The organism is Lutispora saccharofermentans, from assembly GCF_024363565.1.
In the GTDB taxonomy this organism is placed as follows: Bacteria; Bacillota; Clostridia; order Lutisporales; family Lutisporaceae; genus Lutispora; species Lutispora saccharofermentans.
On sequence record NZ_JAJEKE010000008.1, the window covers coordinates 38857 to 64356 of the forward strand.

Below are 25500 nucleotides of genomic sequence, written 5' to 3' on the forward strand. Positions count from 1 at the left end.
TCCGGAAAATCCAGGGCGGCTAGACGAAATACTTCCTAAATTGAAAGGAGAGCTATAAGTTGTTAGTTGACGAATTAAAGTTATATCATAGGAGTGATTGTTTTATCTGGACTGATGAACATATTTCAAAGAATATGTTATCTGCTCATCTTGACCTTGAGGGTGATGCAGCAAGCCGTAACATAAGAACGATTGAAAAGACCATTGAGTGGTTAACGGATAAGATACCTAAAGGAGGAAAGGTATTGGATCTTGGTTGCGGTCCAGGTTTGTATTCTTCATTGTTGGCGAAGAAAGGATATTCAGTTACTGGCGTTGATATTTCAAAACAATCAATATCATACGCAAAAAACAAGGCAATGGAAGAGGATCTTCAGATTGATTACCGATATGCGGATTATATAAAAGATGATGTCGGCATGGGATATGATGCCGTGATATGTATATATTGTGACTTTGGCGCATTAACTCCAGAAGAACAAACAATATTGCTGAAAAAGATTCATTGTGGGTTATCGGATTATGGAATTTTCATATTTGATGTGTTTAAAATTGGCTTGTGTAGCAAAATGCAAGAATATAGGAATTGGTATTATGCAGGTAAAGAAACATTCTGGTGCGATAAGCCGCACTTTGTACTTGAAGAAGTCAAGCATTTTATTGATTATAAAACTTGGGGATCAAGGACTATAATAATTGAAGAAGGAAAAGCTCCTAAGGAGTTTATTATATGGGATAATTACTATACAGAGGACGATATTGAAAAGCTATTAAAGAATAATGGATTTAAAATTCTGTCCATAAATAGTAAATTAGTTGCTGAAAATGAATTTACAAGTAATGATGTTATGTTTATAGAAGCTAAAAAGTCGATACATGCTTAAAAAAGTAATACTTAGGAGTATAATAAATATCTATTTATTATGAGGGGGAAGAAATATGAGTAACCGTGTAATTCAGATAACCAATAAAGGGCTAATTGAGCCTCAGCATAAATGTGAACATGAACCTTATGAATATAACAAATATGAAGTAACAAAAAGAAGCAAAGAAAGTCAATGTTATGTCGCTATATATGAGATTCCACCGAAGAAAGCAAATTATCCATATCACTACCATTTGAAGAATGAAGAGGTTTTTTACATTATCAGTGGGAGTGGCCTTTTAGAAACACCTGATGGAAATAAGAACATTTCAGCAGGGGATATTGTGGTATGTCCACCGTCAGAAAATGGTGCACATAGAATAATTAATAATTCTCAAACTGAAACACTTGTCTACTTAGATTTTGATACGGTTAATTCTCCTGAAGTTGTATTTTATCCTAATTCTGATAAAGTTGGTGTAATTGTACAAGGTGAGTCAAGCACATTTTATAGAAAGAATACAAACGTAGATTATTATGAAGGTGAGTAAATAAAGCGGCTTAAAGCATATTATGATGACTTGTGTCATTAGGTAATTATTATTTAATGAACCCACATCCGTGTCGATCTCTGGCTGCGAGGGGCGAATAACTTCGTATAACGGTTTATCAGCATAAGGGTGCAGGGAGCAAAACATGTAGAACTGCTTCGAAGAGAGAACATTAATTAAGTTTGTATCACATATCTTTACCGCAAGCAAAATCAGAGGGTCATACTGAAAAGAATAAGGAGGACGTATTTATGTTGGACAGCGAAGGATTTGATTTATGGGCCGATGGATACGACGAGAGTGTTAATTTAAGCGAAGAAGACAATGATTATCCTTTTGCAGGATATAAAAACCTTCTTAATGCTATTTACAACATAATTCGTAAGAAAGAGAAAGCAAAAGTATTGGATATCGGATTCGGTACAGGAGTCTTAACTAAAAAATTATATGATGATGGATATGAAATATATGGAGTTGATTTTTCAAAAAGAATGATTGAAATAGCAAAAGAAAAAATGCCCTTGTCCAGGCTGTTTCAATATGATTTTTCTAAAGGATTACCGAAAGAACTTGAAAACTTATGGTTTGATTATATTATAAGCACTTATGCAACTCACCATTTGGATGATAATGGGAAAGTTCAATTTTTTCACCGATTAAGCGAATATATCTCCGATGACGGTGAAATTCTTATCGGAGATGTAGCTTTTCAAACAAGGAAATTATTGGAGCAGTGTAAAATAAAGTCTGGTGATTATTGGGACAATGAAGAAATTTACATTGTATATGATGAATTGAAAAAATCTTTTCCCCAGAATAATATCAAATTTATACCAATATCTCATTGTGCAGGAATTGTTCGATTTAAATAATTATTGCAGCTAAGGTTATGTAGCGGGAACGCCTCATATCTGCGGAGTGATATCGGGATTATTTTTTTCTTACTCTAACCAAAAAGGAGATATAGAATGTTAAGGAATATGACTTCAATTTATGTTATTTCTAATAATAAGATATTATTGCTTTATAGAGTCGGTTCAAGAGTGGTAGAACCATCATGGTGTGGCATTGGCGGACATTTTGAAAAAGATGAATTAAATAATCCCAGAGCATGCGTAATAAGAGAATTGTTTGAAGAAACTGGTATTACAGAAAATGATATTGGAAGTGTAAAATTAAGGTATGTCACACTCCGGAAAAAGAATAATGAGATACGGCAAAATTATTATTATTTTGCAGAATTACATAATACAGATATAGATATCAGTAAATGTGATGAAGGCACATTGGAATGGATTGAAATCGGACAAGTGCTAAATAGAGTAATGCCTTTTACAGCAAAGGAATGTTTGAGGCATTATTTAGCTATAGGTAAAGATGATGATAAATTATATGCAGGCATTGCAACTACAAGCGGTGTCGATTTTATAGAATTACAGGAATTTTAGAATTGGGTTACAAATAAATTCTATACCACATATTTACCATAATATTTTTTCATGTTGCTTGGCTGATGATTTTCCAGGTGTTCTAATTGATTACTGCATAAAGGCTTCTGCCGAGGATTGTTCTGGTGAAGCGTTGAAGTTAATAGCATGATTATGTAAGGTAAAGATTATTTGTATAACATATGTATTGGGGGAATTAAATGAAATCAAATTTTGTCCCAACCGTTAAAAACTCAGCATTATTATATTGTGTAATTTTTACGGTTGCAACATTAGCGGACAACATTTGGCAATTGTGCCGGGGACAGATAGCAGATTCAAATTATCATATTATAAATAGGGCAGTGGTTATTTTGATTGCCGTCATAACAATTACATTATTTGATAAGTTCAGGTTAAAAAGCAAGCTTTTATCCCACATAATATCCTATGCTATTTCAATGATAGCGGTTTTCACTTATGTATGGTTTACCAGCTTTTTAGACCCGTTGGGCCCCGGTGCATATCAAGGTATTTTCGTAATTTATACGCTTCTCACTATTTTACTTTCGGTAATAATTGAGATAAAAGAGCGTATTAAAAGAAAAAGGCAAAGCATAACAAACTGAGCATAAGTGTGGCTTCGTAGAATAAAGCGCCTCCGCAAGGGTGCAGAGGGTTGGCATGAAGTAAGCACTAATAGCAGGTGGTGAAAAATGAATATATATATTATCAGACATGGAGAAGCTAAAAAGGATAGTGTTTTCAATTTTGAGGGGTACCCTGATGCTGATTTAACCGAAGTCGGGCTAAAGCAAGCACAATTGACTGGAAAGCATATTTCAACAGTGCCCTTCGATGCAATTTATTCTAGCGATTTAAAAAGAGCAATGCAAACCTCAGATATAATATCAAGTTATCAACAGGGGCTGAAGGTAGAAATTGATAAGCAAATCAGAGAAATTAATATGGGTGTATTTCATACTTCTTCGGAGGAGCAAATTAGAAAAGATTATCCGGAATTCTATAATGAATTTTTAAAAAAGGATACAGATTTCAGATATCCAGAAGGAGAATCAGGTGAAGAAGTATTGAGGAGGACATTAAATTTTTTAGAATCTGTCAAGCATAAAAAATTTAATAATATATGTGTTGTTTGTCACGGTGGAGTTATTAGATCAGTAATCAGCCATTTTATTGGATTACCACAGCATAAACGATTCAATTTATACCCTTTTAATTGTGGAATAAGTCTTTTAAGATACGATGGTGATAATTTTAAAGTTATTTCAATAAATGAAATTTCACATTTAGGTATATATGCTGCATTTTGATGCCTTTGCAAGAAAAAAAATTTTATCAGTAAAAATGCTTTACTCAACTTAAGGAGGAGGTTACAACATGGAAGGAATTGCAAAGTATTATGAGGGTTACGATGAAGAGTCAAGGTTGATCAAGGACAATTCTCACAAGGTTGAATTCATTTCAACAACTCATGTGCTGGATAAGAAGATAAAAAAAGATGCGAGGATATTGGAAGTTGGCGCAGGAACCGGAAGATATTCATTCTACTATCTCAATAAAGGACATATGATTACGGCATTGGATATTGTACAGAAAAATGTTGAGTTGATGATGGAAAAGGCCAGGACAATTGAGTCGAAAAATATAGAAATAAAGCTTGGCGATGCAAGGAACTTATCGCAGTTTGATTCAAATACTTTTGATGTTGTTTTATGCCTGGGGCCTATATATCATCTTTCAAAGCTGGAAGACCGGATTAAATGCATAGGCGAATGTATGAGGGTATTGAAGCCAGGCGGCATTTTGGCTGTTGCATATATAAATAGATATGCTCAATACGTTATTCAAATAAGCAGGGATAAAAATTATATTAATGATGAATCCTTAAGAAGTATAACTAAATCTGGAATCGAACCAGAGGAAGGTGAAAATTGTTTTTATTTTTCAACTTACGATGAAATGGAAGAAACTATGGCCGGTTTTAGTGCAGAAAAATTAGAGCATGTTGGAACCGACGGGATAGTTCACATGATGAGGGATAATATAAATGCTTTAGATGAGAGTGAGCTAGAGAAATGGTTGGATTATCACTTTATGACATTTGATAACCCTTCTCTCATAGGATATAGTTTACATAATTTGTACGTGTGCAAAAAGAAATAGCATTCCATATAACAGAGGTTTATGGATTTGCTGAATAAAGATTCTCAAAGAAAAAATTTCAATATGATGAGAGGAGAAGAACTTAATTGAACTTCACATTTCAAGATTATTACTATGGCTACTTGAGCATAGATAAAAAGGAACTTGAAATAGGTAAAAGGATATTTAGCTCTGATCAAAGAAATAAACCTTTAAATGGCCAATTTGTACAATACCTGATATCAACACATATAGATGGAAGATTGATTTTTTCAGTAGCACCTCAATATTATGATGATTTATTTGAGTTTATTAAAGGACAAGCTGTTGACGATGCAGATGAGATAATTGAGATGCTTGACATTTTTTTCAGCAATAAATTAGAAAGCTTTAAGTTGAGGAAGATGTATAGATTAATTCCTGGCGAAGATTATGATATATGGAGCTCGTCGAATTCGTCTGCCGTGAAATTAACCAAGGAAATTTTCATGGAGGCTTTAGAAAATATAGATGAAGCGGAGAAAACGGAAGCCTGGGAGAGCAAAAAAGGTGAAATCTTAGAAGACAGGAAATTTGTTGTACTTGATGGTAAGAAAGTCGTATCCGCATGCAAAATTTCCGATATAGATTTTGGCGGAGGGAACATTGCTGTATGGACTGACTCGGATTATAGGAATAAGGGATTTGGGAAAGAGGTCGTAACCGAAGCCGTGAAATGGTGTATCTATAATAGCATTCTTCCTATATACTGGGTTGATGCTGAAAATACTGCTTCAATCAGTCTGGCCAAGAGTTTAGGCTTTGAAGTCAAATCTCAAGAGATTGTTGCTTCGATAACATTATAAATTCTGGTATAGAAATTAGACCTTACAGAGCATTGATCCAAATTAGTGTTCTATGTGGATAAGGGTGATTTATATTTTTCGAGGTGAGGATATGAAAAAAGTTTATGTTATTTTTGCTGTATTTTTATTGCTGCTTGGAATTTCTGCCTGCTTCAGATTTTCCATCATCGGAGTAAACAGAGACGGGCTTGAGCGCGATGCTCGTAAATACCAAAAAATAGATGGTAGCTGGCAGGTATCCAAATCTGTGACGGACAATCTTGGTGCATTGTTGTTTTATGATAAGCATTTAAATGATTTCACTTACTCCATTTATTTGAACAGAAAAGGATTCTCATTCGGATATTTTTTCCGTTCAGGCGGGAGTACCAGCGGCATTTCCAATGGTATTAGGGCCTTCAATTACGGCAGTTCCATGGCTTTAATTTCCATGAATAAGGTGAATGTGGCCCGAATTGAATGCGTGTCGGAAACCGGTCCAATGCAAGAAGCCGTTCATATGATAGAGCCGGGTGAACCATTTGCTATTGCAATACCCGTTACTGATGATAGCATGACGGTAAAAATATATGATCAAAATGGAAATGAAATTCCGATAACAGAAATCTCATCTTATGACTAAGTCTCACAATTTGCAGCCTTCATGAGCAGTAGGATATGGCAGAGCCTTTCCATTTGCGCGAATTTGGCGGAACTAAACCAGACTCACCGGTGTATGTAGGAAAAAGAATTAGAAAAATATTAGCAAGCCCCTAAAAATATCAAATAAATTTTAGGGGCTATAATTATTTTAGAACTATTTACAGAAATAGCTGACTGGATACTTTTTACCTATGGCGGCATTCGCACCCAAATGAGGATAGTAGTCTTCACTATGTTCTATTCGGCACAGCACAGGACCATATGTTGTTATTTTTGCACTTGTCTCTCTGTTTCCACAATGACGGCATTCCAACCAGGATGCGCCGTACATTCTAAAGTGATGATGAGGATAATCATAGTAAATACATGATTCTACTGGTATGTCAGGACCGCCGGCGCAGCTTCCTGTATATCTGTCAGCTTGCTGTTCACAAGAACTGCATTCATTCGGGTCTTGTCCTGGTATGTTGGCATATGTATTGGAAATAAGCACACATAATACAAGTAGAATGATCAGGAATTTTTTTGAGATTTTTTTAAACATAATCACACCTCCAAAATCTGATTCATGCATAAGCATGCTAATAAAAAATATGAAAAAAATTTAAAGTTTATACCATTCAGTAAATAAAAATACAATTATCTTTTTCTAAAACTTTATAGTGGCTTACATGAGCAGAAAGCTAAGCTTGCTGCTCTTTTTCATACCTATTCAATATATGACAATAGAGTACAAAAACAAACAGTTATTGACATAAAAGGTAATTGGAAATATAATAGTAATGTTGTTTGAATAAACAATTTCTTTTCGTAATAATATCAATTCACAGTTATAAACACAGCACGATTTACAGCAAATGCAATTAAATATTATTTTAGTATTACTGTTATGCTATATGATAATGGCAAACCTATCGAAAGGTAGGGGCGCAAAGCTACGAGTCTAAGGTGTAAACACTATGACAGTCGGGCCGCCAAGATAGAGTTTTTTTAAGCCATGGTGATTATAGCGCCATGGCTTTCATAATTTTAGGATTTTATATAGATACTATATAAGAAAAATGAAGTATAATTTTGAGGTGAATTCGCTGTGTCCAATGATAATGATTTTGATCTGTTTGATAGCAACATTGATGATCTGCTGAAGCTGCTGAAATTTGATTCCAATACCTACAAGCATTCAATGAATGTAGCTCAATACTCAAAAAAATTTACTGAGCTGCTGGGTGATGAGGTTAATATTAATACGATCTATTATTCCGGCTTGTTCCATGATATTGGTAAAATAAAAGTTGACTCCAGTATACTGAATAAAAAAAGTGAACTTAAGCCTGAAGAATTTAGCAGCATGATGAAGCATTCTCAGTTTGGTTATAACATATTAAAGCAAACTCATATGCCCAAGGAAATGAAGTTTGCAGCATTCTTTCATCATGAGCGCTGGGATGGCAAGGGTTATCCCTGGCATTTGGAGGCGGGGCAGATCCCTAAAGTAGCAAGGCTTATAAGCATATGTGACGTATTTGACGCATTGACTTCCGACAGACCTTATAGAAAGGCATATTCAATAGAAAAGGCATTAAATATTATGCAGAATTCAAAAGGGCAATTCGATCAGGAATTATTTAAAGCATTTATTGACAACTTGGATTCAATAATCGATAAGTAGGAATTTAATAAATTATCAGGCAGGTGAGAGATCACCTGTTTTTATTTCGGCACGGTATGGGCGCGTATTGTTTTTTCTATTATCGGTATTAAGCATATAGGTTATGACAATCGTAACTGGTATAATAATAGCAAGAATATATAATTTATAATCAAGTGTAATGGAGGGGTTTTTATGAAGTCTGCTGATCTATACGATCGATTGGAACGGGATTTTATCTCGGAAAACATGAGAGATAACTGGGCGAAATACATGGGCGAATTAGAAGAGTATCTTTCTCCTAATTTCAAAGAAAGAAGCATGGGATTGGTATGTGACTTCACAAATGAAATCAATAAAGTTTATTCTGCTGTGTTTCCCACTAAAGAAATTTTGCAGAGCATCATAGATGATGGAGCGACAAATGCCATGTTGTTCCTGCATCATCCTTCTATCTGGGATAGCAGAAGAGCAAAGCTCTTCTATCAGATGGATAAAGAATTATTAGCAAAGCTTAGAGAGAATAGAGTATCTATATATAATTTACATGTGCCGTTGGATAACTTCAGCGAATATTCAACAAGCAAAACTTTAGCTGATGTATTAGATATAGAAATTGAAAAACCGTTTAAGGAGTATTGTGGAGCCTTGAGCGGTGTAATCGGGAAAACTAATTGTAAAACCGTGGAAGAATTGCATGATAAGTTTTCAAAGGTCTTGGGGCATGATACAAGCCTTTATTTATATGGGGACATCGCCATAAAAGATGGGAGAATAGCTATAGTAGCAGGCGGCGGTAATAATATCGACACTGTTTCTGAAATGGTTGAAAACAAAGTTGATGTTCTTATTACAGGCATTTCAGCCAACAATGAAGATTGCTCAGAAGTTCATGAGCTTGAGCGGAAAAGCCGCATTAATGTTCTAGGGGGAACACATTATTCCACTGAAAAATTTGCGTGCCAAAAGATGTGTACTTATTTTGAAAAGCTTGGCCTCGTCTCTGCCTTTATTGAAGGAGAACCGGTATATGAGGATATGTAAGCTTATTATGTGATAAAAAGTGATTGAACAAAGAGGAGAGCATTATGCATGAAAAAGAGGTAAAGGGTATCCTATCAGCTCAAAACGGAATGAATATATACCGCGGCTGTACTCATGGATGCATTTATTGTGATTCCAGGAGCAAGTGTTATCAGATGCATCATGATTTTGAAGATATAGAAGTAAAGATAAATGCAGCAGAACTTTTAGAGGATGCTTTGCGCAGAAAAAGGAAGAAATGCATGATCGGCACCGGGGCAATGAGCGATCCATATATTCATCTGGAGGAAAAATTGGGCAACACCAGGAAATGCATTGAGCTTATCCATCACTATGGATTTGGACTGACTATACAGACCAAGTCTGCAAGGATTTTAAGGGATCTGGAACTGCTTAAAAAAATTAATGAAAAGTCAAAGTGTGTGGTACAGATGACCCTTACTACTTATGATGAAGCTTTGAATAAGGTAGTCGAGCCCAATGTGAGCACTACAAGAGAACGGTTTGAGGCGCTGAAGATAATGCGTGATAACGGAATCCCTACGGTAGTCTGGTTGAGTCCTGTTCTACCATTTATCAATGATACGGAGGAAAATATCCTGGGAATTTTGGATTACTGTATAGAGGCGAAAGTACATGGCATCATTTGCTTTGGCATAGGATTGACCCTAAGAGAGGGGAACCGGGAATACTTTTATAAGAAGTTGGATGAGCATTTTCCGGGAATGAAGGCCAGATATATTGAAAAGTACGGCTATGCATATCAGGTAAGCAGCCCTAACAATGGCAAGCTGATGAGCATGGTGAAAAAAATATGCAAATCTCATGATATATTGTGTGACATTAATGAATGCTTCAGCTATCTTCACAAATTTGAGGATAAAAATGAGTATGAGCAATTGATGTTGCCGGGACTGGATAAGCTGGGGGAATAGTATGAATAAAGTTATCTGTGTTAAAAAATGCTGTGAAGTTAGAGGGGGATTCTAATATGAACAAGACTGGTAAATGCTTGCTACTGATTATGGTATTAGGTATGCTGATGATGTCGATCCTGTCTGCACCAGCTATGGCAAACTCTGCGGAACCGCCGTCATTGGTACTACTCATCATCAATCCGCCGGATGATCTTTCAATTGCATTGGTATCCAATGAAAAGCAACCGGAAGCGGTAGTCCGACGGGTTGCATGGGAAGGATATTACGCCTTTTATTCGCGGGATATGCAGACTGGCGGGAAGTATACGTTCAAGGCCACTACAAACGGGGAATGCTTTGAATTTACGATCATTGAACCCTTGCAGCGGTATAATAATGTGTTCACCTTGAATTTATCCACTCAAGAGCTTACACCTGGGAAATATCCGCTTCGCTCAGTGCTCTTAGTGTCAATACGGTTATTGCTCACGCTTTTACTTGAAGGCGTGATCTTCATGCTCTTCAGGTTCAGACAGAAGAGAAGCTGGCTTGTATTTCTTGCTGTAAATCTTCTTACTCAAGGTGTGTTGAATATTTGGCTGAATAGCGGAGGCTCGCTGATGCCGAGCTACTTGATCTTCGCCTTGATTATAGGAGAGCTTTTTGTATTCACTGCCGAGATGATTGCGCTTCCCATTTTCATTAAGGAGCATAAAAAAAGCTATATCTTGATTTATGCTTTTATAGCAAACCTTATAAGCTTAATTGCCGGCGGTTATATTATATCGGTTTTGCCTGTCTAGACGAGATACTCTATGTTTCCAGAACCCTTCACTGGAGTATGAACACCACAAAAAGAACGTCAAAAACGTCGAGCAATGACGCTCTTTTTGAATTATAATATAATCACTTCCGGAAGAAAAGATTAGAGGGGGAGGTAAGATCTTGGATTACATGATCGAAACCTGTGCAATTATTGCTTTCATCGAAGAGCGAATAAAGCAAAAGCTTCAATTTGCGGAACTTGAGAAAACCTTGAATTTTTCTTATCGTCACATCAGAGAAATATTCAAGAAAAAAACCAATATCACTTTGTCCCATTACATCGTGGCTCGAAAGATTGCAAACTGTGCATTCGAAATCGCATCAACTAAAAAAAGCCTGACAGAGATAGCTTCTGAATATGGCTTTGACAGTTATGACACATTTACTCGAGCTTTCAAGCGTCAAATAGGCATAAGACCGTCGGAATTTAAAAATTCAAGTTTTATATGCGGAAGAAAGTGTATTTGTACAGGCATATATGCTCCTGCTATTTTAAATCTCGATAATTCAAAGCTTGCCCTCCCAATTTTATCGGAGGTTGATATTGTGAATAAAACTTTAAAAACACAAAACAGCTGTATTCTTTATGGTGTGCCTAAAGTGTATTATGGGCGCAATTATGATGGCGACTGGCAATGCACTCCATTTCCTATGTGTTTGCAGGCTGTTTTGAATTATATGGGGCAAAATGTTCATTACTCGTATATTATGGTGGCTTCCGGTGCATCTTTCCGCTTAAGATGGAAGGAAAGCGGCTGGGATTTAGCCGCTGTAGACATACGAAACATTTACGAAAATCCCGTAATGCCTTTTATACTCTCATTTAAGGCAGTAGGACGAAAGTTTAAGATTTTAGAAAAGGGTGCCAGTTCAAAGGACGACTTTATAAGCTTTATTAAATCAGAAATAGACGGAGGACGGCCGATAATTGCACTCGGTGTTGTCGGCCCACCAGAGGCAAGCATTGTTACGGGCTATAAAGACAACGGAGAAACCCTATTAGGCTGGAGTTTATTTCAGGACAATATGGAATTTGCAAAAGGTCTTACCTTTGATGAGTCGGGTTATTTTATATGCAGCAATTGGTGGGAAAATACTGAGGCGATTATGTCAATAGGAGAGGAAGCTGGTGCGATGGTACCGGTAAAAGAACTGCTTGAAAATGCTCTTTATCTGCTTACTGCTGAAACAATTGATGTATACAACGGTAAATACTGTTCATACTTAGGAGGACAAAAAGCATATTCTGCGTGGGCAGATGCAATGTCTGATGATGGAAACTTCTCTAAAAGTACACAATTATCCTTGCTCATAGAGAGAAATATGTGTTTTGTTGATGCTACAGTTATGGTTGGTGAAGGCCGCTTCTATGCTGCTGAATATATAGACCGGCTTGGGGAAGAAAACCCCGGAATCTCAAAGGAATGCAAGAAGTGTGCAGAATACTTCAGGGCTGCAGCCGACTGCATTACCAAAATGCAAGCTCTGATAAAAGGTGATTGTGGTGAAGAAGCTGCTCGAAAACTTGCTGATAAGGAAGCCAGAACTCAAATCGTTTCTTTGATAAAAGAAGCACAGTTGCATGAAGCAAAAGCGAGTGATGCGTTAGAAACTATCATCGCCAAGATGTAATATATGGTTTATTAACAAAGCGATTCATATGGCTCCTCACTTAAAAGTCTTGCTTTCAAGATTTAATAACCATATAATGGTATTAGTTAATGTGTTCTTTCTGGGCAAGTAGAAACTGGGCGGCTTTGAATATTATAAGTGGATTACCGTCTTTTTCGGTTCGATAAATAACGGGAACGATGAATCTATACGCTTTATAATTTATTTGGAAGGAAGGTTATTGATGGAATGGATTGAGCGGCTTAATGAAGTGATCGGTTATATAGAAGAGCATCTCGATGACGAAATAAGTAATGAAGCAATAGGAAAGATTGTTGTGTGCCCTGTCGGATCATTTCAAAGGACATTTTCCTTGATGACAGGTATTACGCTTTCAGAATACATACGAAGAAGGAGACTGACAAAGGCAGCTTTTGAGTTGCAGTCTACAGATTGTAAAGTGATTGATATTGCAGTTAAATACGGGTATGAGTCATCAGATGCTTTTTGCGTTGCTTTTAAAAAAATGCATGGAATTACACCCATAGCTGCCAGACAACAAAATATTAAGCTGAAATCCTATCCTCGCCTAGCCTTTGAACTTACAATAAAAGGAGAGGTAGAAATGAATTATCGAGTTGTAGAAAGAGAAGACTTTAGGGTTGTTGGCAAAATTGTAACTTCATCGTTGGAAAACAACATAATACCTGAATTTTGGGATCAGTGCAAAAAAGACGGTACTGTTGACAAATTGCTTGAAATAGGTGTGAACTCCAGTACGCTAGGTATGTGCTTCGGCTACAATGATGAAGGCATAAACGATTACATGGTTGGCATTGAAACAAACGATGAAGGTATAGAGGGTATGAAAAATGTTGTAGTTCCTAAGTCTACCTGGTTAGTCTTTGAATCCATAGGACCGGTAAGTCCAACGCTTGAAAATACTTGGGGCAGAATATATGGAGAATTCTTGCCTCAAAGCATTTATAAGCAGGCAGCGTTGCCTACAATGGAAAAATATTTTGGCAGTGATGTAGATGCTGATGATTACCGTATTGAAATTTGGATTCCTGTAGTTAAAGAGTAAGTGCCTGTTAATGAAGGTAATGCTCTTTTGAAAGGAGACCGGAGAAGCGAACCATTAGAGGACAAGTAGTGTGTTGCTGCGCGTCCATGTCTGAGTATGACAGGCATGGACTATGCGGCTTTACCTCATATCGGTAGAATGATGAAGTAAAGGCGGGAGGAAAACATGGATAGGAAGGACATCAGCTGAGATTGTTTAACCATGCGTAGCAAGGGAAATTTGTATAATGTATTTTAATAAAGGGAGAGAGGACTATGGGGAAAACAGCAAACGAAATCCAAAAAGAAAGAATTAAAGAAATAGAAGAGAAGGCTTCCCAATTATTAGAAAAATGTGAGGTTGTAACACTTGCTTCCATTAATGAAAATGGGTACCCGCGTATATGCGCTGTAACGAAAATCAGAAATAATGGTTTTTCCGAAATATATTTTATGACATCAAAAAGATCTCATCTAAATGGGAAGGCGACTCATTTTGGAAATAATACTAAAGCCAGTGTTTGTTATTATCTTGATGGTGACAGTGTCACACTAATCGGCGATGTTGAAATAGTAACGGATATGGATGAGAAAGGAAAATTCGATAATGATTGCGATAGAAATTTCTTTAAGAAAGGGATTGAGGACCCAAAATGCTATTTATTAAGATTTCGAACTAATGAGGCAACATTTTGGATTGAAGGCAAATTTAGAACCTGTAAATATAAAACTAAATGATACATATTATGAGCAGCATAAATAAGCTTGCAACAGAGCTTGAAAGGAAAATCAGATGTAGACGATTGATTCGAACGGAGGGGTGAGTTGGGAATTTATCAACCAATACTAACTGAACGGCTTATTTTAAGAGAGTTCAAAGAAGATGATTGGAATAAAATTTATAGCTATTTGTCTGATTGCGAGGTACAGAAATATATGATCCAGGATGTTGCTTCATTGGATCAGACAAAAAGCTATGCTCAAATGTTTCTCAAGCATATGCATGAAGAACCAAGGAAATACGTGAGATTTGCTGTCCTTCTAAAAGAAGACAGTCAGCTGATTGGTGAGTGTGGGATAAACATGCCTAACGTCCAGCATTATGAGGGTGAAATTGTATATCGTTTTGCAAAAGCGTATTGGAGAAAAGGATATGCGAGCGAAGTGGTCAAAAGGATGCTTAGCTTTGGCTTCGAAGAATTAAGGCTTCACAGGATCGAAGCATTATGTGATGTGAGAAACACTGCGTCTATTAGGGTATTAGAGAAAGCAGGTATGACAATAGAAGGATGCATGAGGGAGCACAGATTTGTTAAGGGATATTGGCGTAATTCTGTGCTTTATTCAATGCTTGAGCAAGAATTCAACAAAGGTTCTTGAAGCCTGAAGTGTGTATCAGCAATTTCAGACGACTTTCTTGAAGCCTGAAGTGTGTATCAGCAATTTCAGACGACTTTCTTGAAGGATTTTGAGTTGGAGGTGGGAAAATGGATATAGCGTTAAAAACAAGAACAAAGGAGCATGTCGTGACTTTTTGGGAGAAGACTCAAGATGAAGAAATAAAAAGATTATTTCCCTTTAGTATTGAATCCTTGGAAAAAGCATTAACATTATTTGATGAATCTTTAAGAGAAGATGCCTTGAGCTATGGAAAAGTAATATATTTCGGAGGGAAATATGCCGGGGATATTTGGTGTTATAGTATAGATGAAATTGATGAAAAAATGGCTATGCTAAGTGTTGTCATCTTTGAAAAGGAACTGTGGGGTAAAGGAATAGCAACAGAAGCAGCCGAAGCTTTTATTAATGAAGTATTTAATAAATATGATATAGAAAAAATCGGAGCATTTACATATTCCAATAATCATGGGTCAATAGGCCTGCTAAAAAAGATTGGATTTTCTGAGATTGAAACATTTATTGAAGACGGCATCGAATCAAAATATTTTGAGGCTTCTATAAGCTGCTTTAGAGATGTTGCGGACAAAAAATATAGAGTATAGAAAAATAGTGACCTTTTGGGGGGATATTATATGTTGGGACATTTAGGATTTTCATATGTAGGTCTGATATATTTGCTCATGTTATTTATCCCAAATATCATTTGGAGTAAGAATAAGCCGATAGATTATAGCGGCGCCTCAGAAAACAAAATATTATTATTGTTTGAACGGGTAGGTCAGGTATGCTGTACTTGCAGTGCACTGATTTTTATTGATTTCAACATTGCTTCGTTTTCAGCATGGAGTTTGTGGCTGGCCGCATCATTTTTGCTGATGATCCTTTATGAGGTTTGTTGGATCAGATATTTTACTGATGAACACACAGAAGAAAATTTTTATCGCAGCTTTTATGGAATTCCGGTACCTCTTGCAAGTCTTCCTGTTGCGGCTTTCTTATTGCTGGGTATCTACGGAAAGGTTATTTGGATGATTGCATCTGCTGTCATAATCGGAATAGGACATATAGGAATACACATTCAGCATTTAAAAGCGATAAAGTGAGAATAGCAAAGAGCGGTAAGGGATCTGAAAAACAAAAGTATGCTTTGTTTTAATTTGAAAGGGGTTATAATTTGGATGCAATTGAAACGATTTATAAAAGAAGAAGTATAAGAAGATATTTGGAAAAGCAAGTTGAAAAGGATGCGATTATTACACTATTGAAAGCTGCTGCAGCGGCACCAACAGCAGCAAATTGTCAGCCGTGGGAGTTTATAGTTATTGATGAAGCGCAAAAGCTTTCCGAGCTTAGAGATAAATTAGTTTTTGCGAGATACAATGCACCTGCTGCTATTGTTGTATGTGGAAATATGAAATTATCATTTAAAGGCCCTTCTCAGGAATTTTGGGTTCAAGATTGCAGTGCAGCGATAGAGAATATTTTGATTGCAGCAACAAGCATTGGGCTGGGTTCGGTTTGGATAGGTATATATCCTATCCAAAGCAATATAAATCTGGTAAAAGATATGTTGAATATTCCTGAGCATGTTGTACCGCTTGGTATCGTATACGTAGGATATCCTGCAGAAGAAAAAGAAGCGAGAACACGGTTTGATGAGAAAAGAGTATATTGGCAGGAATATGAACCTAAACGTAAACATAGATCAAAAGACAAGCCGGTAATCGGCCATTATTGAAAGAGACTTCATTCAGCGGTAAATCTTCAGAATAGGGGAGAGGCATTGATGAAATTTGAAAAGTCATGCGGAGCCATCGTATATAGAAGTAAAAATACAAAAAGAAAGAATATAAATGGGCCTCATTTAATGAGATATATGGCTTGCTGACTTATGACAGCGCAAAGAATATTTTAGAAAAAGCAAAGAATTTTTTGCAATCGAATCAAAGCATTTGGCTCCGGCGGCCGAAAGGAGAAGCAATGGATATATTTATTGAGACGGAACGGCTTATATTAAGGCAATTCAAAGAGACGGACGCAGAAGCATTATCCTTGATATGCAATCAAAAATATATTTTAAAATGGATGCCTGACTGGGAGGGAGGCGTAGAAGAAAGAAGAGAATGGATAAGGTGGATTGAAAGCTTATATACAAAAGCAAATAAAGAAACCGCAAGAATAATGCTTGCGGTTGCCTTAAAAGAAAACAAAGAACTAATAGGCATGGTAGCAATAGGGAATAAGGAAGAAGTCGACAACGAAATCGAGATTGCTTATTTTATTTCCGAAGACTATTGCAACAAGGGCTATATGACCGAAGCGGCAAGGGCAATGGTTCAGTGGACCTTCAACACTTTAGACTTGGAATATCTCATTGCAATAGTTGAAATCGATAATTTTCCATCTCAGAGGATAGTTGAAAAATGCGGATTTACAAAGCTTGGCACCAAGAGAATCTTAAATTCTGGCGAAACAGAGGAAAAGCCATTTTATTATTATCGCTTATATAATAATATCAGGAGAGCAAAACCATGTATCGATGATGCGGGTTTTGTTATCGAAAAGAAGAAATAAAATGTAAGGAGAAGGAAAAGCATGGATAATAAAAGAGCCTTATGGAATTCACAGCAGAAATTATTAAGAGATATAATATTGAAGCCGGATAGATTTGATGAAGCCATTAAGTTATGTTTGGACCAGCATTTAATGGTTCATTCTTCAGAAATGTCTCAAATAAGTGCAGTAACGTTTGAGGATGAATTATGGGAAGGGCTGGATGAGCTTTCATTTCGTACTATGCCGACTGTAAAAGATGAGACTGTTGCCTGGAGCTTATGGCATTTAACCAGAATTGAAGATATCACGATGAATATTCTGGTGGCTGATGAAACTCAAATTATCAATACAGATAATTGGATTGAAAGAATGAATGTAAATGTCCTTGACACGGGCAATGCTATGACAGACGAGGAAATTATCGATTTAAGCTCAAATATAGATATGCAAGAATTACGCAATTACAGGATAGCTGTAGGGAGGAAAACTCGTGATATTATTCAGCAATTTAAGCCTGCTGATTTAAAACGTAAGATGGAACCAAAGAGGCTGCAGCGAATTTTAGATGAGGGTGCAGTTTTAAATGTTGACGGCGCCAAATGGCTGATAGATTTCTGGGGCAGGAAGAATGTAGCGGGAATATTACTAATGCCTGTAACTCGCCACAATTTAGTGCATATTAACGAGTCGATGAATATTAAAAAGAAATGCCAAAAAATAAAATGAGGAAGCGAAGCTGTGCTGCATAACTACATTAGAAGCTTATTATATTGCCTTTTACGCTACAATGGTTATTATGTTTGCATGAACACATAAGCAGGCTTTAAATTTTGATTAGTAAGGATCTTGATAAAATGCAGAAAAAAGATAAAAGAACAAGTTTTCAGCATATTACCTCTGAATCTGTCCCATTTGGCATGCTTCTTGCGATTGTGGGTGGATTTTTGGACGCTTATACTTTTATAGGAAGAGGTGGCGTTTTCGCTAATGCCCAAACCGGAAATATTGTGCTCTTGGGCATATATGCTTCGAAAGGAGAATGGGGGCAGGCACTGGTTCATATTCCGCCTATATTGGCTTTTATAATTGGGGTAATAGTTGCCGAGTCGATAAAAAATAGTTCATCACACATATTCTCGCTGGATTGGGCGCAGGCAGTTTTATTTTTTGAAAGTATAGTACTTATTATCATAGGATTTATACCTAATATCATTCCTAATATTGTTGTCACCGTTGCGGTTTCATTTGTTTCCTCGGTTCAAATATCTTCTTTTCGTAAACTGGTTGGTTCTCCATATTGCACGACTATGTCAACGGGGAATTTACGATCAGCTTCACAGGCAGCATATATTGCTTTTACCCAAAACGATCGTGAGTCAGCTATTCGTGCTATTCGTTTTCTTGCAATTATCTTTTCGTTTCTATTTGGGGCCTTTTTAGGCGGGCTGTTAACACTGATTATTGGGGTCAAAGCAGTATGGGGAGCTGTTATCATATTAGTATGCGCTCTTGTATTATTTAGCATAGGTGAACGGAAAAGCAGGAGTGAATAATTATGATAGCCATAAAATATTTACATGTTATTTTAAATGAAGTGTATGGGATAACAAAGACATGTTTGCTTTCTAATAGCTGATACAATTATTTTCTGGATACTCCCTTGCAATATTGACTTTGACGTTAGGACGTACTTTATAATGACCTTATAAAATGTTAAAGGAGTGTTATTAAAATGGCAGATTTAATTAAAATCAGGGAAGTATCTTTGAAATATAGCATTTCAACTCGTTCTCTCAGGTATTATGAAGATATGGGCCTGTTACAGAGTACAAAAAGCGATGACTATGCTTACAGATGTTATGATGAAAAGGCTATAGCAAGATTGGAGCAAATACTCATTCTGAGAAAACTAAACATTAGCATCAAAGATATTCAAAGAATTTTTTCATCAAATAGTGCTGGGACGCTATTGGAGGTTTTAAGCAATAAAGTTAATGATATCGATGAAGAAGCTGCACTATTGCATGAACTAAAAGAGATTGTCCTTGAATTTATAAAGCAAATCGAAAAAATTGATTTCAGTAAAGAAGCAGATATTAAATTGTTGTATGAAAAAGCAAATGAAATTGAAAAACGGTTAACAAATGTTGAAAAGGTGAATAATCCGACATCTATAGGAAAACTGGTTGAAATTACAGAAAGACTGGAAAAGGAGCCTGAGGTTAGAATAGTCCGCATGCCAGCAATGCCAATGTTTCTTTCACCTCATGGCAATCCTGAAGCAGAATCAGGAGTGCTTCAGGATTTTTATGCATTGGCTAAAAAAGAGCTATTCAACGGCGACGATGAATATCCCTATGCCGGTGGATTGCCTATATTTGCATGGGATGACGGAGAAGGGTTCAGATTTTTGATAAAAAAACCTATAAATTTTACTAACACTTTTAATTGGGAAGAGTATGAATTTCCGGGAGGCTTATATCTAGTGTTTTCTGCATGGCTTCCAGAGATGATGGACAAATATCAGCAAGTGTTAAAATGGTTGGAGCATAGCACACTTTATAAGCTGGATGAAAAGGCTGAAGCAGAAGGCAGATACGTAATGGGACATATCATTACACCTTTTGAGTTGAGGGAAAAGCTGAATAATGAGCAACAAGATGTTTTTGTGCCGATATGTCTCAAGTAATAGTGTCGGAACTCATTTTTATGTTCTTACTATACCACAAAATGGGAAAAAAGTCAAGTCTTGCAATGCTTCTCTGAATGCTGTATTAATTATCTGAGGTGATAATTTTATGGAACAAAAAAGTATGACAGCACTCGTAAGTGCCTTTTCAAGAGCCTATCATTCAACGCAATATGCAGAGAAAGTATTTGATGACTATTTGGCAAAAAAAGTCTTAACCGAGGATGAATATGAACAAATAGCAGGCAACATGTCAAAAGGAATAGGTTTCTTTAATCCATCCTTCGTGGGTACACAAGATGAGGCTTTACAATGGATTGTTGATAATCAGCTAGCTCCATCTCCGCTAGGCAGAGCCGCATTTGCAGAGAATTTACTTGAAAATGCCGTACAAATCGGCGCGAAGCAGTATTTGATCTTTGCTGCCGGATATGACACATTCGCATATCGTCAGCCTGGTTGGGCATCAAAAATCCAAATATTTGAGTTAGATCATCCCGCTGTCAGCGGGGATAAGCAAAAACGTATGCGGTCATTAGCAGCAGAGAAACCAGCAAATTTACATTACGTGCATGCAGACTTTAGGGAAAACAACTGGCAAAGCAATTTGCTTAGCTGTGCAGAATTTGATGAAAGCAAAATAAGCTTTTGCAGTTTGCTCGGAATAAGCTATTATTTGACTAAGCAGGTATTCTCAGAAATGATCGAAATAATTTCAAGCTTTGTGCCAAAAGGCAGCAGCATTGTTTTTGATTATCCTGATGAGGATACATATACCGAAAAAGCAGGGATACGAGCAAAAAAGCAAGCGGCAATGGCTGGTGCTGCAAATGAAAAAATGCTTGTCAGCTATTCTTATGTGGAAATGGAAAAGCTATTAGCCTATAATGATTTCTTAATTTATGAGCATTTGACACCGAATGAAATAACAGAGCAGTATTTCAGAAAATATAATCAAGCAAATCCGGAGCATCCCATGACAGCTTTTGATAATGTGAATTATTGTTTGGCAGTAAAGAAATAAATACACATACAGGGAGCTTAGGAGCAAGCTTATTTGTTCTCCAATATTATTATTTTTGTTAATATAGTTGCATTTCATTAAGAGAGAGAATATAATAACAATATCCCCCTATGGGGGATATTGTTATTATGGAGGCAGATATGCATGGAAAATAAATCGGTTTTATTCAAAGAATTTGATAAAAAAAGCTGTATAACTATAATGGCTTTAGCTTTTCCGGCAATGATTGAAAATATCTTGCAGGTTTTTATCGGAGTTGCCGATACATATTTCGTCGGGAAAATCGGGACTGAAGCTATAGCCGGGGTTGGAGTCACAAATTTAATCATGAATATTTACATTGTTTTTTTTCTGGCTCTGGGAGTAGGTACTGCTGCTATTGTATCGAGAAATATTGGCGCAGGTAACATTGAAAATGCTAATAATGCAGTGAAGCAGTCATTTATAATGGCTTTTGCCATAGGGATAGTTTTTGGAATCATTAATCTCATATTTTCTAGAAATATATTGCTTTTTCTAGGTGCAGAAGAAAGCGTACTGGAGTATGCCCTGCCCTATTTTTTCTCTGTAGCTGTTCCGTCGGTATTTTTGTGCCTTATGATGGTTTTGTCCAGTGCATTAAGGGGCTCCGGAGATACTAAAACACCAATGCAAATATCAATCGTTATGAACATCACTAATATAGTACTTGATTATATATTGATTTTTGGTATATTTAACTTTAATGGGCTTGGAATATTAGGGGCAGGTATAGCAACTACAATCTCCAGAATAATCGGCTTTATGCTTTTAATGAAAAAGATTAACAGTAATAATAATGTTAAAATCCATATGAATTTAATGGACAAGTGGTGCATCGATAAAGACATACTTAAATCTATTGCAGAGATTGGTTTACCGGCTGCATTTGAAAAACTATTTATGCGCTTTGGACAGCTTATCTATGGAGGGATGATCGTAAAGATTGGCACCGAAGCCTATGCAGCTCATAATATAGCCGGGACCATAGAAACATTTTCTTACTTGCCTGGAATGGGCTTTGGAGTAGCAGCTGCTACTTTAGTCGGGCAAAAACTCGGTGCTAATAGAAAAGATATGGCTCAGAAGCTTGGATTTATGTCTTATTTATTGTCTGCAGGATTTATGATGATAGTAGGCGCTGTTTTCTATCTGTTTGCGCTCCCGCTTGCTAAAATCTTCAGCACAGACCAAGAAGTGATTGACATGGTTGTTAAAGTTTTAAGGATTATAGCATTGGTTCAGCCTTTTGTATGCTCAACTCTTGTAATCACCTCCGCACTACAAGGGGCAGGAGATACAAAGTTCCCAATGTGTTCAACCTTGATTGGGATATGGGGATTCCGAGTGTTAGGCGTATATATATTAGGACTTAAGCTAAAAATGGGGCTGGTTGGTGTATGGCTGGCAATCTCTGTAGATTTAATAATAAGGGGAATTATCTTGATGATTCGCTTTATGAACGGTAAATGGAAAGATAAAAAAATATGATAGATATTTTAATAAAAGGAGTGAAGTCTATATGAATGAGCATAATCATCCTCATCATAAACAGATTATTAACAGAATGTCGAGGATCATCGGACATGCAGAGGCAATAAAAAGAATGTTGGAAGAAGGAAGAGACTGCAGCGAAGTGCTTATACAAATAGCAGCGGTCAGGTCTGCGCTTAATAGTGCCGGAAAATTAATTTTAGAAGATCATATAAATCATTGTGTTTTGGAGGCTATTGAAAATAAGGATAATGAACCGCTGGAAAAATTAAATACTGCCATAGATAAATTTATTAAGTAATTATCACATAATGCATACTTGATATATATGCACAAATGGCTGCTAAATTTAAAATAGACAAGTCTTAAAATAGACTTGTTTTTTTGAATTCATAGAACTTTAATAAACTTATATTTATATAGAAAAAGCTAGAAATGTATGGTAAAGTTTAGGTATTAAAATTAACAATTGGAATTGAGCTTTTAAACTTGATGTAACAGATAGAAAGGAAGAAAAAAATCCCCGAAGCTGCAGCCGTGGGGAGCAAAGAATATGCATTTTTGTGACCCCGACAGCAACCATATATACTTCAGGAGTATCCCTGAATGCCTGTGATATGTTGAGCAGCATGGGAAGAAAGGTACAAAGCACTGCAAATTTATATTGTGAGGGGGAAAAGAAAAGTGGATAAACCCAAAATAATGATGCTTGGTACATTTCATATGGTGAGCGTTAAAAACTTATTTAATTTTAAGGTTGATGATCTTGTGAGTGATAAAAGGCAGGAAGAAATAATAGATCTTGTTGACAAAATAAAAAGATTCAATCCCACAAAAGTGGTTGTTGAATATGAGCATAAAAATGAAGATGAGTTAAATGAAAAATATAATAATTATATTAATGGAGCAGCCCCATTAGAGATGTGGGAAGTGCAGCAAATAGCATTCAGACTGGCTAAAAGTTTAAAACTCCAAAGGATACATGCAATAGATTGGATGGAAAGAGGAGCAGGAACTTGTTCTATAGGCGAGGTCTATGAATATATAAAAAAAGAGCAGCCACAGTTTTTGACTTTATTTGATGATGCAGATATAAGCTTTGAAGGGGATACAACAATATCTGATATACATCGTTTTTTCAATGAAAAGGAGTATATCAGGAGGACACATGAATCTTATGTGAATATGGCCAGAATCGGAATTAAAGATGGCTATAAGGGAATGGGCTGGCTGATTTGGTGGTATCAAAGAAATCTTATAATATTTGCTCATCTTTCTCAATTAATTGAACATCCGAATGAAAGGATATTTTTATTGATCGGTTCAGGTCATATAGGGATTTTGTCAAATTTTCTTAAGGAGAGCGAACTATTTGAAGTTGTAGATGCAATGGACTATTTATAAAGTCTCTAATTTATACTCATTAAAGGATGGGGAAAAACAGATGATTTTTCAGTCAAAAGATTTTTATGTAGATTTGGTAGAGAATGAAAATATAAATGAGATTGCTCAAGTATATAATTCCAATAAACATTTCTTGCTGAGCCATATAGACAGCGGCAAAGTTACATATGAATGGGTTAAACAAGAATTAGAGTCTATGGATAGGGCTGATTTCTATTCATGCAAAGTTGTTGAGAAAATCACAGGTAAAATAATTGGCATAGTGGATTTTAAAGCAGGAAAGGAAGCCTATTTATCATTATTAATGCTGCATAAGGATTATAAGGATAAAGGATATGGAAAATTAATCTATCAGGCTTTAGAAGAGTATGTCAAATCCATAGGAAGTAAGTGTATAAGAATAGATGTAGTCACTGATTATGATGAAAGCGTACTTAATTTTTGGACCAGAAAAGGGTTCATTAAATTTAAAGATGTGGAATTAAATTGGACAGGAAGAATTTTACCTGCAGTTACTATGAAGAAAAAAATTTGATATTCAGTTATTCTTACATGTTTTCAGGGGGAGGGAAAAAATCATAGACAAGAAGAATATCAAAGCTATTTTATTTGATTCAGGGAGAACCTTGAACATACCGAGGACTGGTCACTGGTTTATAACGCCTAAATTTTATGAAATACTTGATGTCTCAGGACTTAAATGCAAGCAGGAAATATTCGATAGTGCTATTGAGAAGGCTTGCGATTATGTAAACAAAATTCGTTTTGTAAAAAATGAAGAAGAAGAGTTTTTTATGTTCAGGGAATTTTATAGAATTGTTTTGGAAGGAGCCGGATATCCGGATATAGATAGCAGGATCTTGAGCGCCTTAGCAGAAGACAATGTTTATAACGATAATAAGTTTTTATTTTTTGATGATGTAGAGCCTTCACTAGAAATATTAAAACAGAAATATATGCTGGGGGTGGTATCTGATACCTGGCCTTCTTTAGAGAGGGTTTTTATTAACGCAGGGCTAAGAAAATACTTCTCCACATTTATCATGTCCTCGATTTACGGTTCATGTAAATCAGAAAAAGCTTTGTTCAAAGTTGCGCTTGAGGAGCTGAAAATCGCACCCCCTGAAGCAATATTTATTGACGATAGCGAATCAAATCTCACAGCTGCAGAGGAATTCGGCATGTTACCCATATTGATTGACAGGTATAAGACAACGGATTTAAAAAGCAAGTACCCTATAATCAGATCATTAGGTGAGCTATTGGAATTATTATGATGGAATGCGAAGAGCGGTAAACGGAATAGAG

The 25500-nt window shown here is 36.2% G+C and carries 31 protein-coding genes and 1 riboswitch; of the genes, 30 read left to right on the forward strand and 1 reads right to left on the reverse strand.

Annotation, left to right across the window (positions count from 1 at the left end; all coding sequences use genetic code 11):
* The first annotated feature begins 59 nt into the window (after window positions 1–59).
* From LJD61_RS10350 to LJD61_RS10390, 9 genes are all read left to right on the forward strand, one after another.
* Window positions 60–884, forward strand: a complete 825-nt coding sequence (locus LJD61_RS10350) for a class I SAM-dependent methyltransferase (protein ID WP_255227461.1) — start codon at window positions 60–62, stop codon at window positions 882–884.
* A gap of 55 nt (window positions 885–939) precedes the next feature.
* Window positions 940–1416: a cupin domain-containing protein gene (locus LJD61_RS10355; RefSeq protein WP_255227462.1), complete on the forward strand. Its 477-nt coding sequence runs from the start codon at window positions 940–942 to the stop codon at window positions 1414–1416.
* 251 nt (window positions 1417–1667) lie between these two features.
* On the forward strand, window positions 1668–2288 hold the full coding sequence (locus LJD61_RS10360; RefSeq protein WP_255227463.1) for a class I SAM-dependent methyltransferase: 621 nt from the start codon (window positions 1668–1670) through the stop codon (window positions 2286–2288).
* Between the two features lie 96 nt (window positions 2289–2384).
* Window positions 2385–2864 carry an NUDIX domain-containing protein gene (locus LJD61_RS10365; RefSeq protein WP_255227464.1) on the forward strand — a complete coding sequence of 160 codons (480 nt, stop codon included), beginning with the start codon at window positions 2385–2387 and terminating at the stop codon, window positions 2862–2864.
* Between the two features lie 200 nt (window positions 2865–3064).
* Window positions 3065–3472 carry a DUF6608 family protein gene (locus LJD61_RS10370; protein ID WP_255227465.1) on the forward strand — a complete coding sequence of 136 codons (408 nt, stop codon included), beginning with the start codon at window positions 3065–3067 and terminating at the stop codon, window positions 3470–3472.
* An 87-nt stretch (window positions 3473–3559) separates the two neighbouring features.
* Window positions 3560–4177, forward strand: coding sequence for a histidine phosphatase family protein (locus LJD61_RS10375; protein ID WP_255227466.1), 618 nt, complete (start codon window positions 3560–3562; stop codon window positions 4175–4177).
* Between the two features lie 67 nt (window positions 4178–4244).
* The gene (locus LJD61_RS10380; RefSeq protein WP_255227467.1) at window positions 4245–5030 is read left to right on the forward strand and encodes a class I SAM-dependent methyltransferase; all 786 of its coding nucleotides are present in this window, start codon (window positions 4245–4247) and stop codon (window positions 5028–5030) included.
* An 86-nt stretch (window positions 5031–5116) separates the two neighbouring features.
* Window positions 5117–5854 carry a GNAT family N-acetyltransferase gene (locus LJD61_RS10385; protein WP_255227468.1) on the forward strand — a complete coding sequence of 246 codons (738 nt, stop codon included), beginning with the start codon at window positions 5117–5119 and terminating at the stop codon, window positions 5852–5854.
* Between the two features lie 91 nt (window positions 5855–5945).
* A complete protein-coding gene (locus tag LJD61_RS10390; protein WP_255227469.1) occupies window positions 5946–6476 on the forward strand; it encodes a hypothetical protein in 531 nt (176 codons plus the stop codon).
* Window positions 6477–6650: 174 nt separating this feature from the next.
* Here the strand turns inward: LJD61_RS10390 and LJD61_RS10395 are convergent, their stop codons facing one another.
* Window positions 6651–7040 (reverse strand): hypothetical protein, encoded by a 390-nt coding sequence (locus LJD61_RS10395; RefSeq protein WP_255227470.1) that lies wholly within the window; start codon window positions 7038–7040, stop codon window positions 6651–6653.
* Between the two features lie 350 nt (window positions 7041–7390).
* Window positions 7391–7475: riboswitch (cyclic di-GMP riboswitch) on the forward strand.
* Window positions 7476–7586: 111 nt separating this feature from the next.
* On the opposite strand from LJD61_RS10395, the gene LJD61_RS10400 reads away from it, so the two are divergent.
* From LJD61_RS10400 to LJD61_RS10500, 21 genes are all read left to right on the forward strand, one after another.
* Window positions 7587–8165, forward strand: coding sequence for an HD-GYP domain-containing protein (locus tag LJD61_RS10400; protein WP_255227471.1), 579 nt, complete (start codon window positions 7587–7589; stop codon window positions 8163–8165).
* A 174-nt stretch (window positions 8166–8339) separates the two neighbouring features.
* On the forward strand, window positions 8340–9188 hold the full coding sequence (locus LJD61_RS10405; RefSeq protein WP_255227472.1) for a Nif3-like dinuclear metal center hexameric protein: 849 nt from the start codon (window positions 8340–8342) through the stop codon (window positions 9186–9188).
* Window positions 9189–9232: 44 nt separating this feature from the next.
* On the forward strand, window positions 9233–10123 hold the full coding sequence (locus LJD61_RS10410; protein WP_255227473.1) for an SPL family radical SAM protein: 891 nt from the start codon (window positions 9233–9235) through the stop codon (window positions 10121–10123).
* Window positions 10124–10179: 56 nt separating this feature from the next.
* Complete coding sequence (locus LJD61_RS10415) at window positions 10180–10908, forward strand: hypothetical protein (RefSeq protein WP_255227474.1); 729 nt, start codon at window positions 10180–10182, stop codon at window positions 10906–10908.
* Between the two features lie 151 nt (window positions 10909–11059).
* Entirely contained in the window at window positions 11060–12562 is a 1503-nt protein-coding gene (locus LJD61_RS10420; protein ID WP_255227585.1) for a helix-turn-helix domain-containing protein, read from the forward strand.
* A 223-nt stretch (window positions 12563–12785) separates the two neighbouring features.
* Window positions 12786–13628, forward strand: a complete 843-nt coding sequence (locus LJD61_RS10425) for an AraC family transcriptional regulator (protein ID WP_255227475.1) — start codon at window positions 12786–12788, stop codon at window positions 13626–13628.
* A 254-nt stretch (window positions 13629–13882) separates the two neighbouring features.
* The gene (locus LJD61_RS10430) at window positions 13883–14344 is read left to right on the forward strand and encodes a pyridoxamine 5'-phosphate oxidase family protein (protein WP_255227476.1); all 462 of its coding nucleotides are present in this window, start codon (window positions 13883–13885) and stop codon (window positions 14342–14344) included.
* Window positions 14345–14431: 87 nt separating this feature from the next.
* Window positions 14432–14986 (forward strand): GNAT family N-acetyltransferase, encoded by a 555-nt coding sequence (locus LJD61_RS10435; RefSeq protein WP_255227477.1) that lies wholly within the window; start codon window positions 14432–14434, stop codon window positions 14984–14986.
* A 107-nt stretch (window positions 14987–15093) separates the two neighbouring features.
* Window positions 15094–15609: a GNAT family N-acetyltransferase gene (locus LJD61_RS10440; RefSeq protein WP_255227478.1), complete on the forward strand. Its 516-nt coding sequence runs from the start codon at window positions 15094–15096 to the stop codon at window positions 15607–15609.
* A 30-nt stretch (window positions 15610–15639) separates the two neighbouring features.
* Window positions 15640–16110 (forward strand): hypothetical protein, encoded by a 471-nt coding sequence (locus LJD61_RS10445; RefSeq protein ID WP_255227479.1) that lies wholly within the window; start codon window positions 15640–15642, stop codon window positions 16108–16110.
* A 71-nt stretch (window positions 16111–16181) separates the two neighbouring features.
* Window positions 16182–16745, forward strand: coding sequence for a nitroreductase family protein (locus tag LJD61_RS10450; protein WP_255227480.1), 564 nt, complete (start codon window positions 16182–16184; stop codon window positions 16743–16745).
* A 242-nt stretch (window positions 16746–16987) separates the two neighbouring features.
* Window positions 16988–17581 carry a GNAT family N-acetyltransferase gene (locus LJD61_RS10455; protein ID WP_255227481.1) on the forward strand — a complete coding sequence of 198 codons (594 nt, stop codon included), beginning with the start codon at window positions 16988–16990 and terminating at the stop codon, window positions 17579–17581.
* Between the two features lie 21 nt (window positions 17582–17602).
* Complete coding sequence (locus LJD61_RS10460) at window positions 17603–18289, forward strand: DinB family protein (protein ID WP_255227482.1); 687 nt, start codon at window positions 17603–17605, stop codon at window positions 18287–18289.
* Between the two features lie 104 nt (window positions 18290–18393).
* Window positions 18394–19116 carry a YoaK family protein gene (locus tag LJD61_RS10465; protein ID WP_333783100.1) on the forward strand — a complete coding sequence of 241 codons (723 nt, stop codon included), beginning with the start codon at window positions 18394–18396 and terminating at the stop codon, window positions 19114–19116.
* A 179-nt stretch (window positions 19117–19295) separates the two neighbouring features.
* Complete coding sequence (locus LJD61_RS10470; protein WP_255227483.1) at window positions 19296–20252, forward strand: MerR family transcriptional regulator; 957 nt, start codon at window positions 19296–19298, stop codon at window positions 20250–20252.
* A 109-nt stretch (window positions 20253–20361) separates the two neighbouring features.
* Complete coding sequence (locus tag LJD61_RS10475) at window positions 20362–21276, forward strand: class I SAM-dependent methyltransferase (protein ID WP_255227484.1); 915 nt, start codon at window positions 20362–20364, stop codon at window positions 21274–21276.
* A 144-nt stretch (window positions 21277–21420) separates the two neighbouring features.
* Entirely contained in the window at window positions 21421–22785 is a 1365-nt protein-coding gene (locus LJD61_RS10480; protein ID WP_255227485.1) for an MATE family efflux transporter, read from the forward strand.
* A gap of 31 nt (window positions 22786–22816) precedes the next feature.
* Window positions 22817–23089 (forward strand): metal-sensing transcriptional repressor, encoded by a 273-nt coding sequence (locus LJD61_RS10485; RefSeq protein ID WP_255227486.1) that lies wholly within the window; start codon window positions 22817–22819, stop codon window positions 23087–23089.
* 383 nt (window positions 23090–23472) lie between these two features.
* Window positions 23473–24192 (forward strand): DUF5694 domain-containing protein, encoded by a 720-nt coding sequence (locus LJD61_RS10490; RefSeq protein ID WP_255227487.1) that lies wholly within the window; start codon window positions 23473–23475, stop codon window positions 24190–24192.
* Window positions 24193–24232: 40 nt separating this feature from the next.
* Entirely contained in the window at window positions 24233–24727 is a 495-nt protein-coding gene (locus LJD61_RS10495) for a GNAT family N-acetyltransferase (RefSeq protein ID WP_255227488.1), read from the forward strand.
* 91 nt (window positions 24728–24818) lie between these two features.
* Entirely contained in the window at window positions 24819–25469 is a 651-nt protein-coding gene (locus LJD61_RS10500; protein WP_255227489.1) for an HAD family hydrolase, read from the forward strand.
* Window positions 25470–25500 lie beyond the last annotated feature (31 nt).

Excerpts from the sequence above, each read along its gene's own strand:
- LJD61_RS10355 (WP_255227462.1), top strand. The coding sequence starts at position 940 with ATGAGTAACCGTGTAATTCAGATAACCAATAAAGGGCTAATTGAGCCT.
- LJD61_RS10360 (WP_255227463.1), top strand. The coding sequence starts at position 1,668 with ATGTTGGACAGCGAAGGATTTGATTTATGGGCCGATGGATACGACGAG.
- LJD61_RS10365 (WP_255227464.1), top strand. The coding sequence starts at position 2,385 with ATGTTAAGGAATATGACTTCAATTTATGTTATTTCTAATAATAAGATA.
- LJD61_RS10370 (WP_255227465.1), top strand. The coding sequence starts at position 3,065 with ATGAAATCAAATTTTGTCCCAACCGTTAAAAACTCAGCATTATTATAT.
- LJD61_RS10375 (WP_255227466.1), top strand. The coding sequence starts at position 3,560 with ATGAATATATATATTATCAGACATGGAGAAGCTAAAAAGGATAGTGTT.
- LJD61_RS10380 (WP_255227467.1), top strand. The coding sequence starts at position 4,245 with ATGGAAGGAATTGCAAAGTATTATGAGGGTTACGATGAAGAGTCAAGG.
- LJD61_RS10390 (WP_255227469.1), top strand. The coding sequence starts at position 5,946 with ATGAAAAAAGTTTATGTTATTTTTGCTGTATTTTTATTGCTGCTTGGA.
- LJD61_RS10395 (WP_255227470.1), bottom strand. The coding sequence starts at position 7,040 with ATGTTTAAAAAAATCTCAAAAAAATTCCTGATCATTCTACTTGTATTA.
- LJD61_RS10405 (WP_255227472.1), top strand. The coding sequence starts at position 8,340 with ATGAAGTCTGCTGATCTATACGATCGATTGGAACGGGATTTTATCTCG.
- LJD61_RS10410 (WP_255227473.1), top strand. The coding sequence starts at position 9,233 with ATGCATGAAAAAGAGGTAAAGGGTATCCTATCAGCTCAAAACGGAATG.
- LJD61_RS10415 (WP_255227474.1), top strand. The coding sequence starts at position 10,180 with ATGAACAAGACTGGTAAATGCTTGCTACTGATTATGGTATTAGGTATG.
- LJD61_RS10420 (WP_255227585.1), top strand. The coding sequence starts at position 11,060 with ATGATCGAAACCTGTGCAATTATTGCTTTCATCGAAGAGCGAATAAAG.
- LJD61_RS10425 (WP_255227475.1), top strand. The coding sequence starts at position 12,786 with ATGGAATGGATTGAGCGGCTTAATGAAGTGATCGGTTATATAGAAGAG.
- LJD61_RS10430 (WP_255227476.1), top strand. The coding sequence starts at position 13,883 with ATGGGGAAAACAGCAAACGAAATCCAAAAAGAAAGAATTAAAGAAATA.
- LJD61_RS10440 (WP_255227478.1), top strand. The coding sequence starts at position 15,094 with ATGGATATAGCGTTAAAAACAAGAACAAAGGAGCATGTCGTGACTTTT.
- LJD61_RS10445 (WP_255227479.1), top strand. The coding sequence starts at position 15,640 with ATGTTGGGACATTTAGGATTTTCATATGTAGGTCTGATATATTTGCTC.
- LJD61_RS10455 (WP_255227481.1), top strand. The coding sequence starts at position 16,988 with ATGGATATATTTATTGAGACGGAACGGCTTATATTAAGGCAATTCAAA.
- LJD61_RS10460 (WP_255227482.1), top strand. The coding sequence starts at position 17,603 with ATGGATAATAAAAGAGCCTTATGGAATTCACAGCAGAAATTATTAAGA.
- LJD61_RS10470 (WP_255227483.1), top strand. The coding sequence starts at position 19,296 with ATGGCAGATTTAATTAAAATCAGGGAAGTATCTTTGAAATATAGCATT.
- LJD61_RS10475 (WP_255227484.1), top strand. The coding sequence starts at position 20,362 with ATGGAACAAAAAAGTATGACAGCACTCGTAAGTGCCTTTTCAAGAGCC.
- LJD61_RS10480 (WP_255227485.1), top strand. The coding sequence starts at position 21,421 with ATGGAAAATAAATCGGTTTTATTCAAAGAATTTGATAAAAAAAGCTGT.
- LJD61_RS10485 (WP_255227486.1), top strand. The coding sequence starts at position 22,817 with ATGAATGAGCATAATCATCCTCATCATAAACAGATTATTAACAGAATG.
- LJD61_RS10495 (WP_255227488.1), top strand. The coding sequence starts at position 24,233 with ATGATTTTTCAGTCAAAAGATTTTTATGTAGATTTGGTAGAGAATGAA.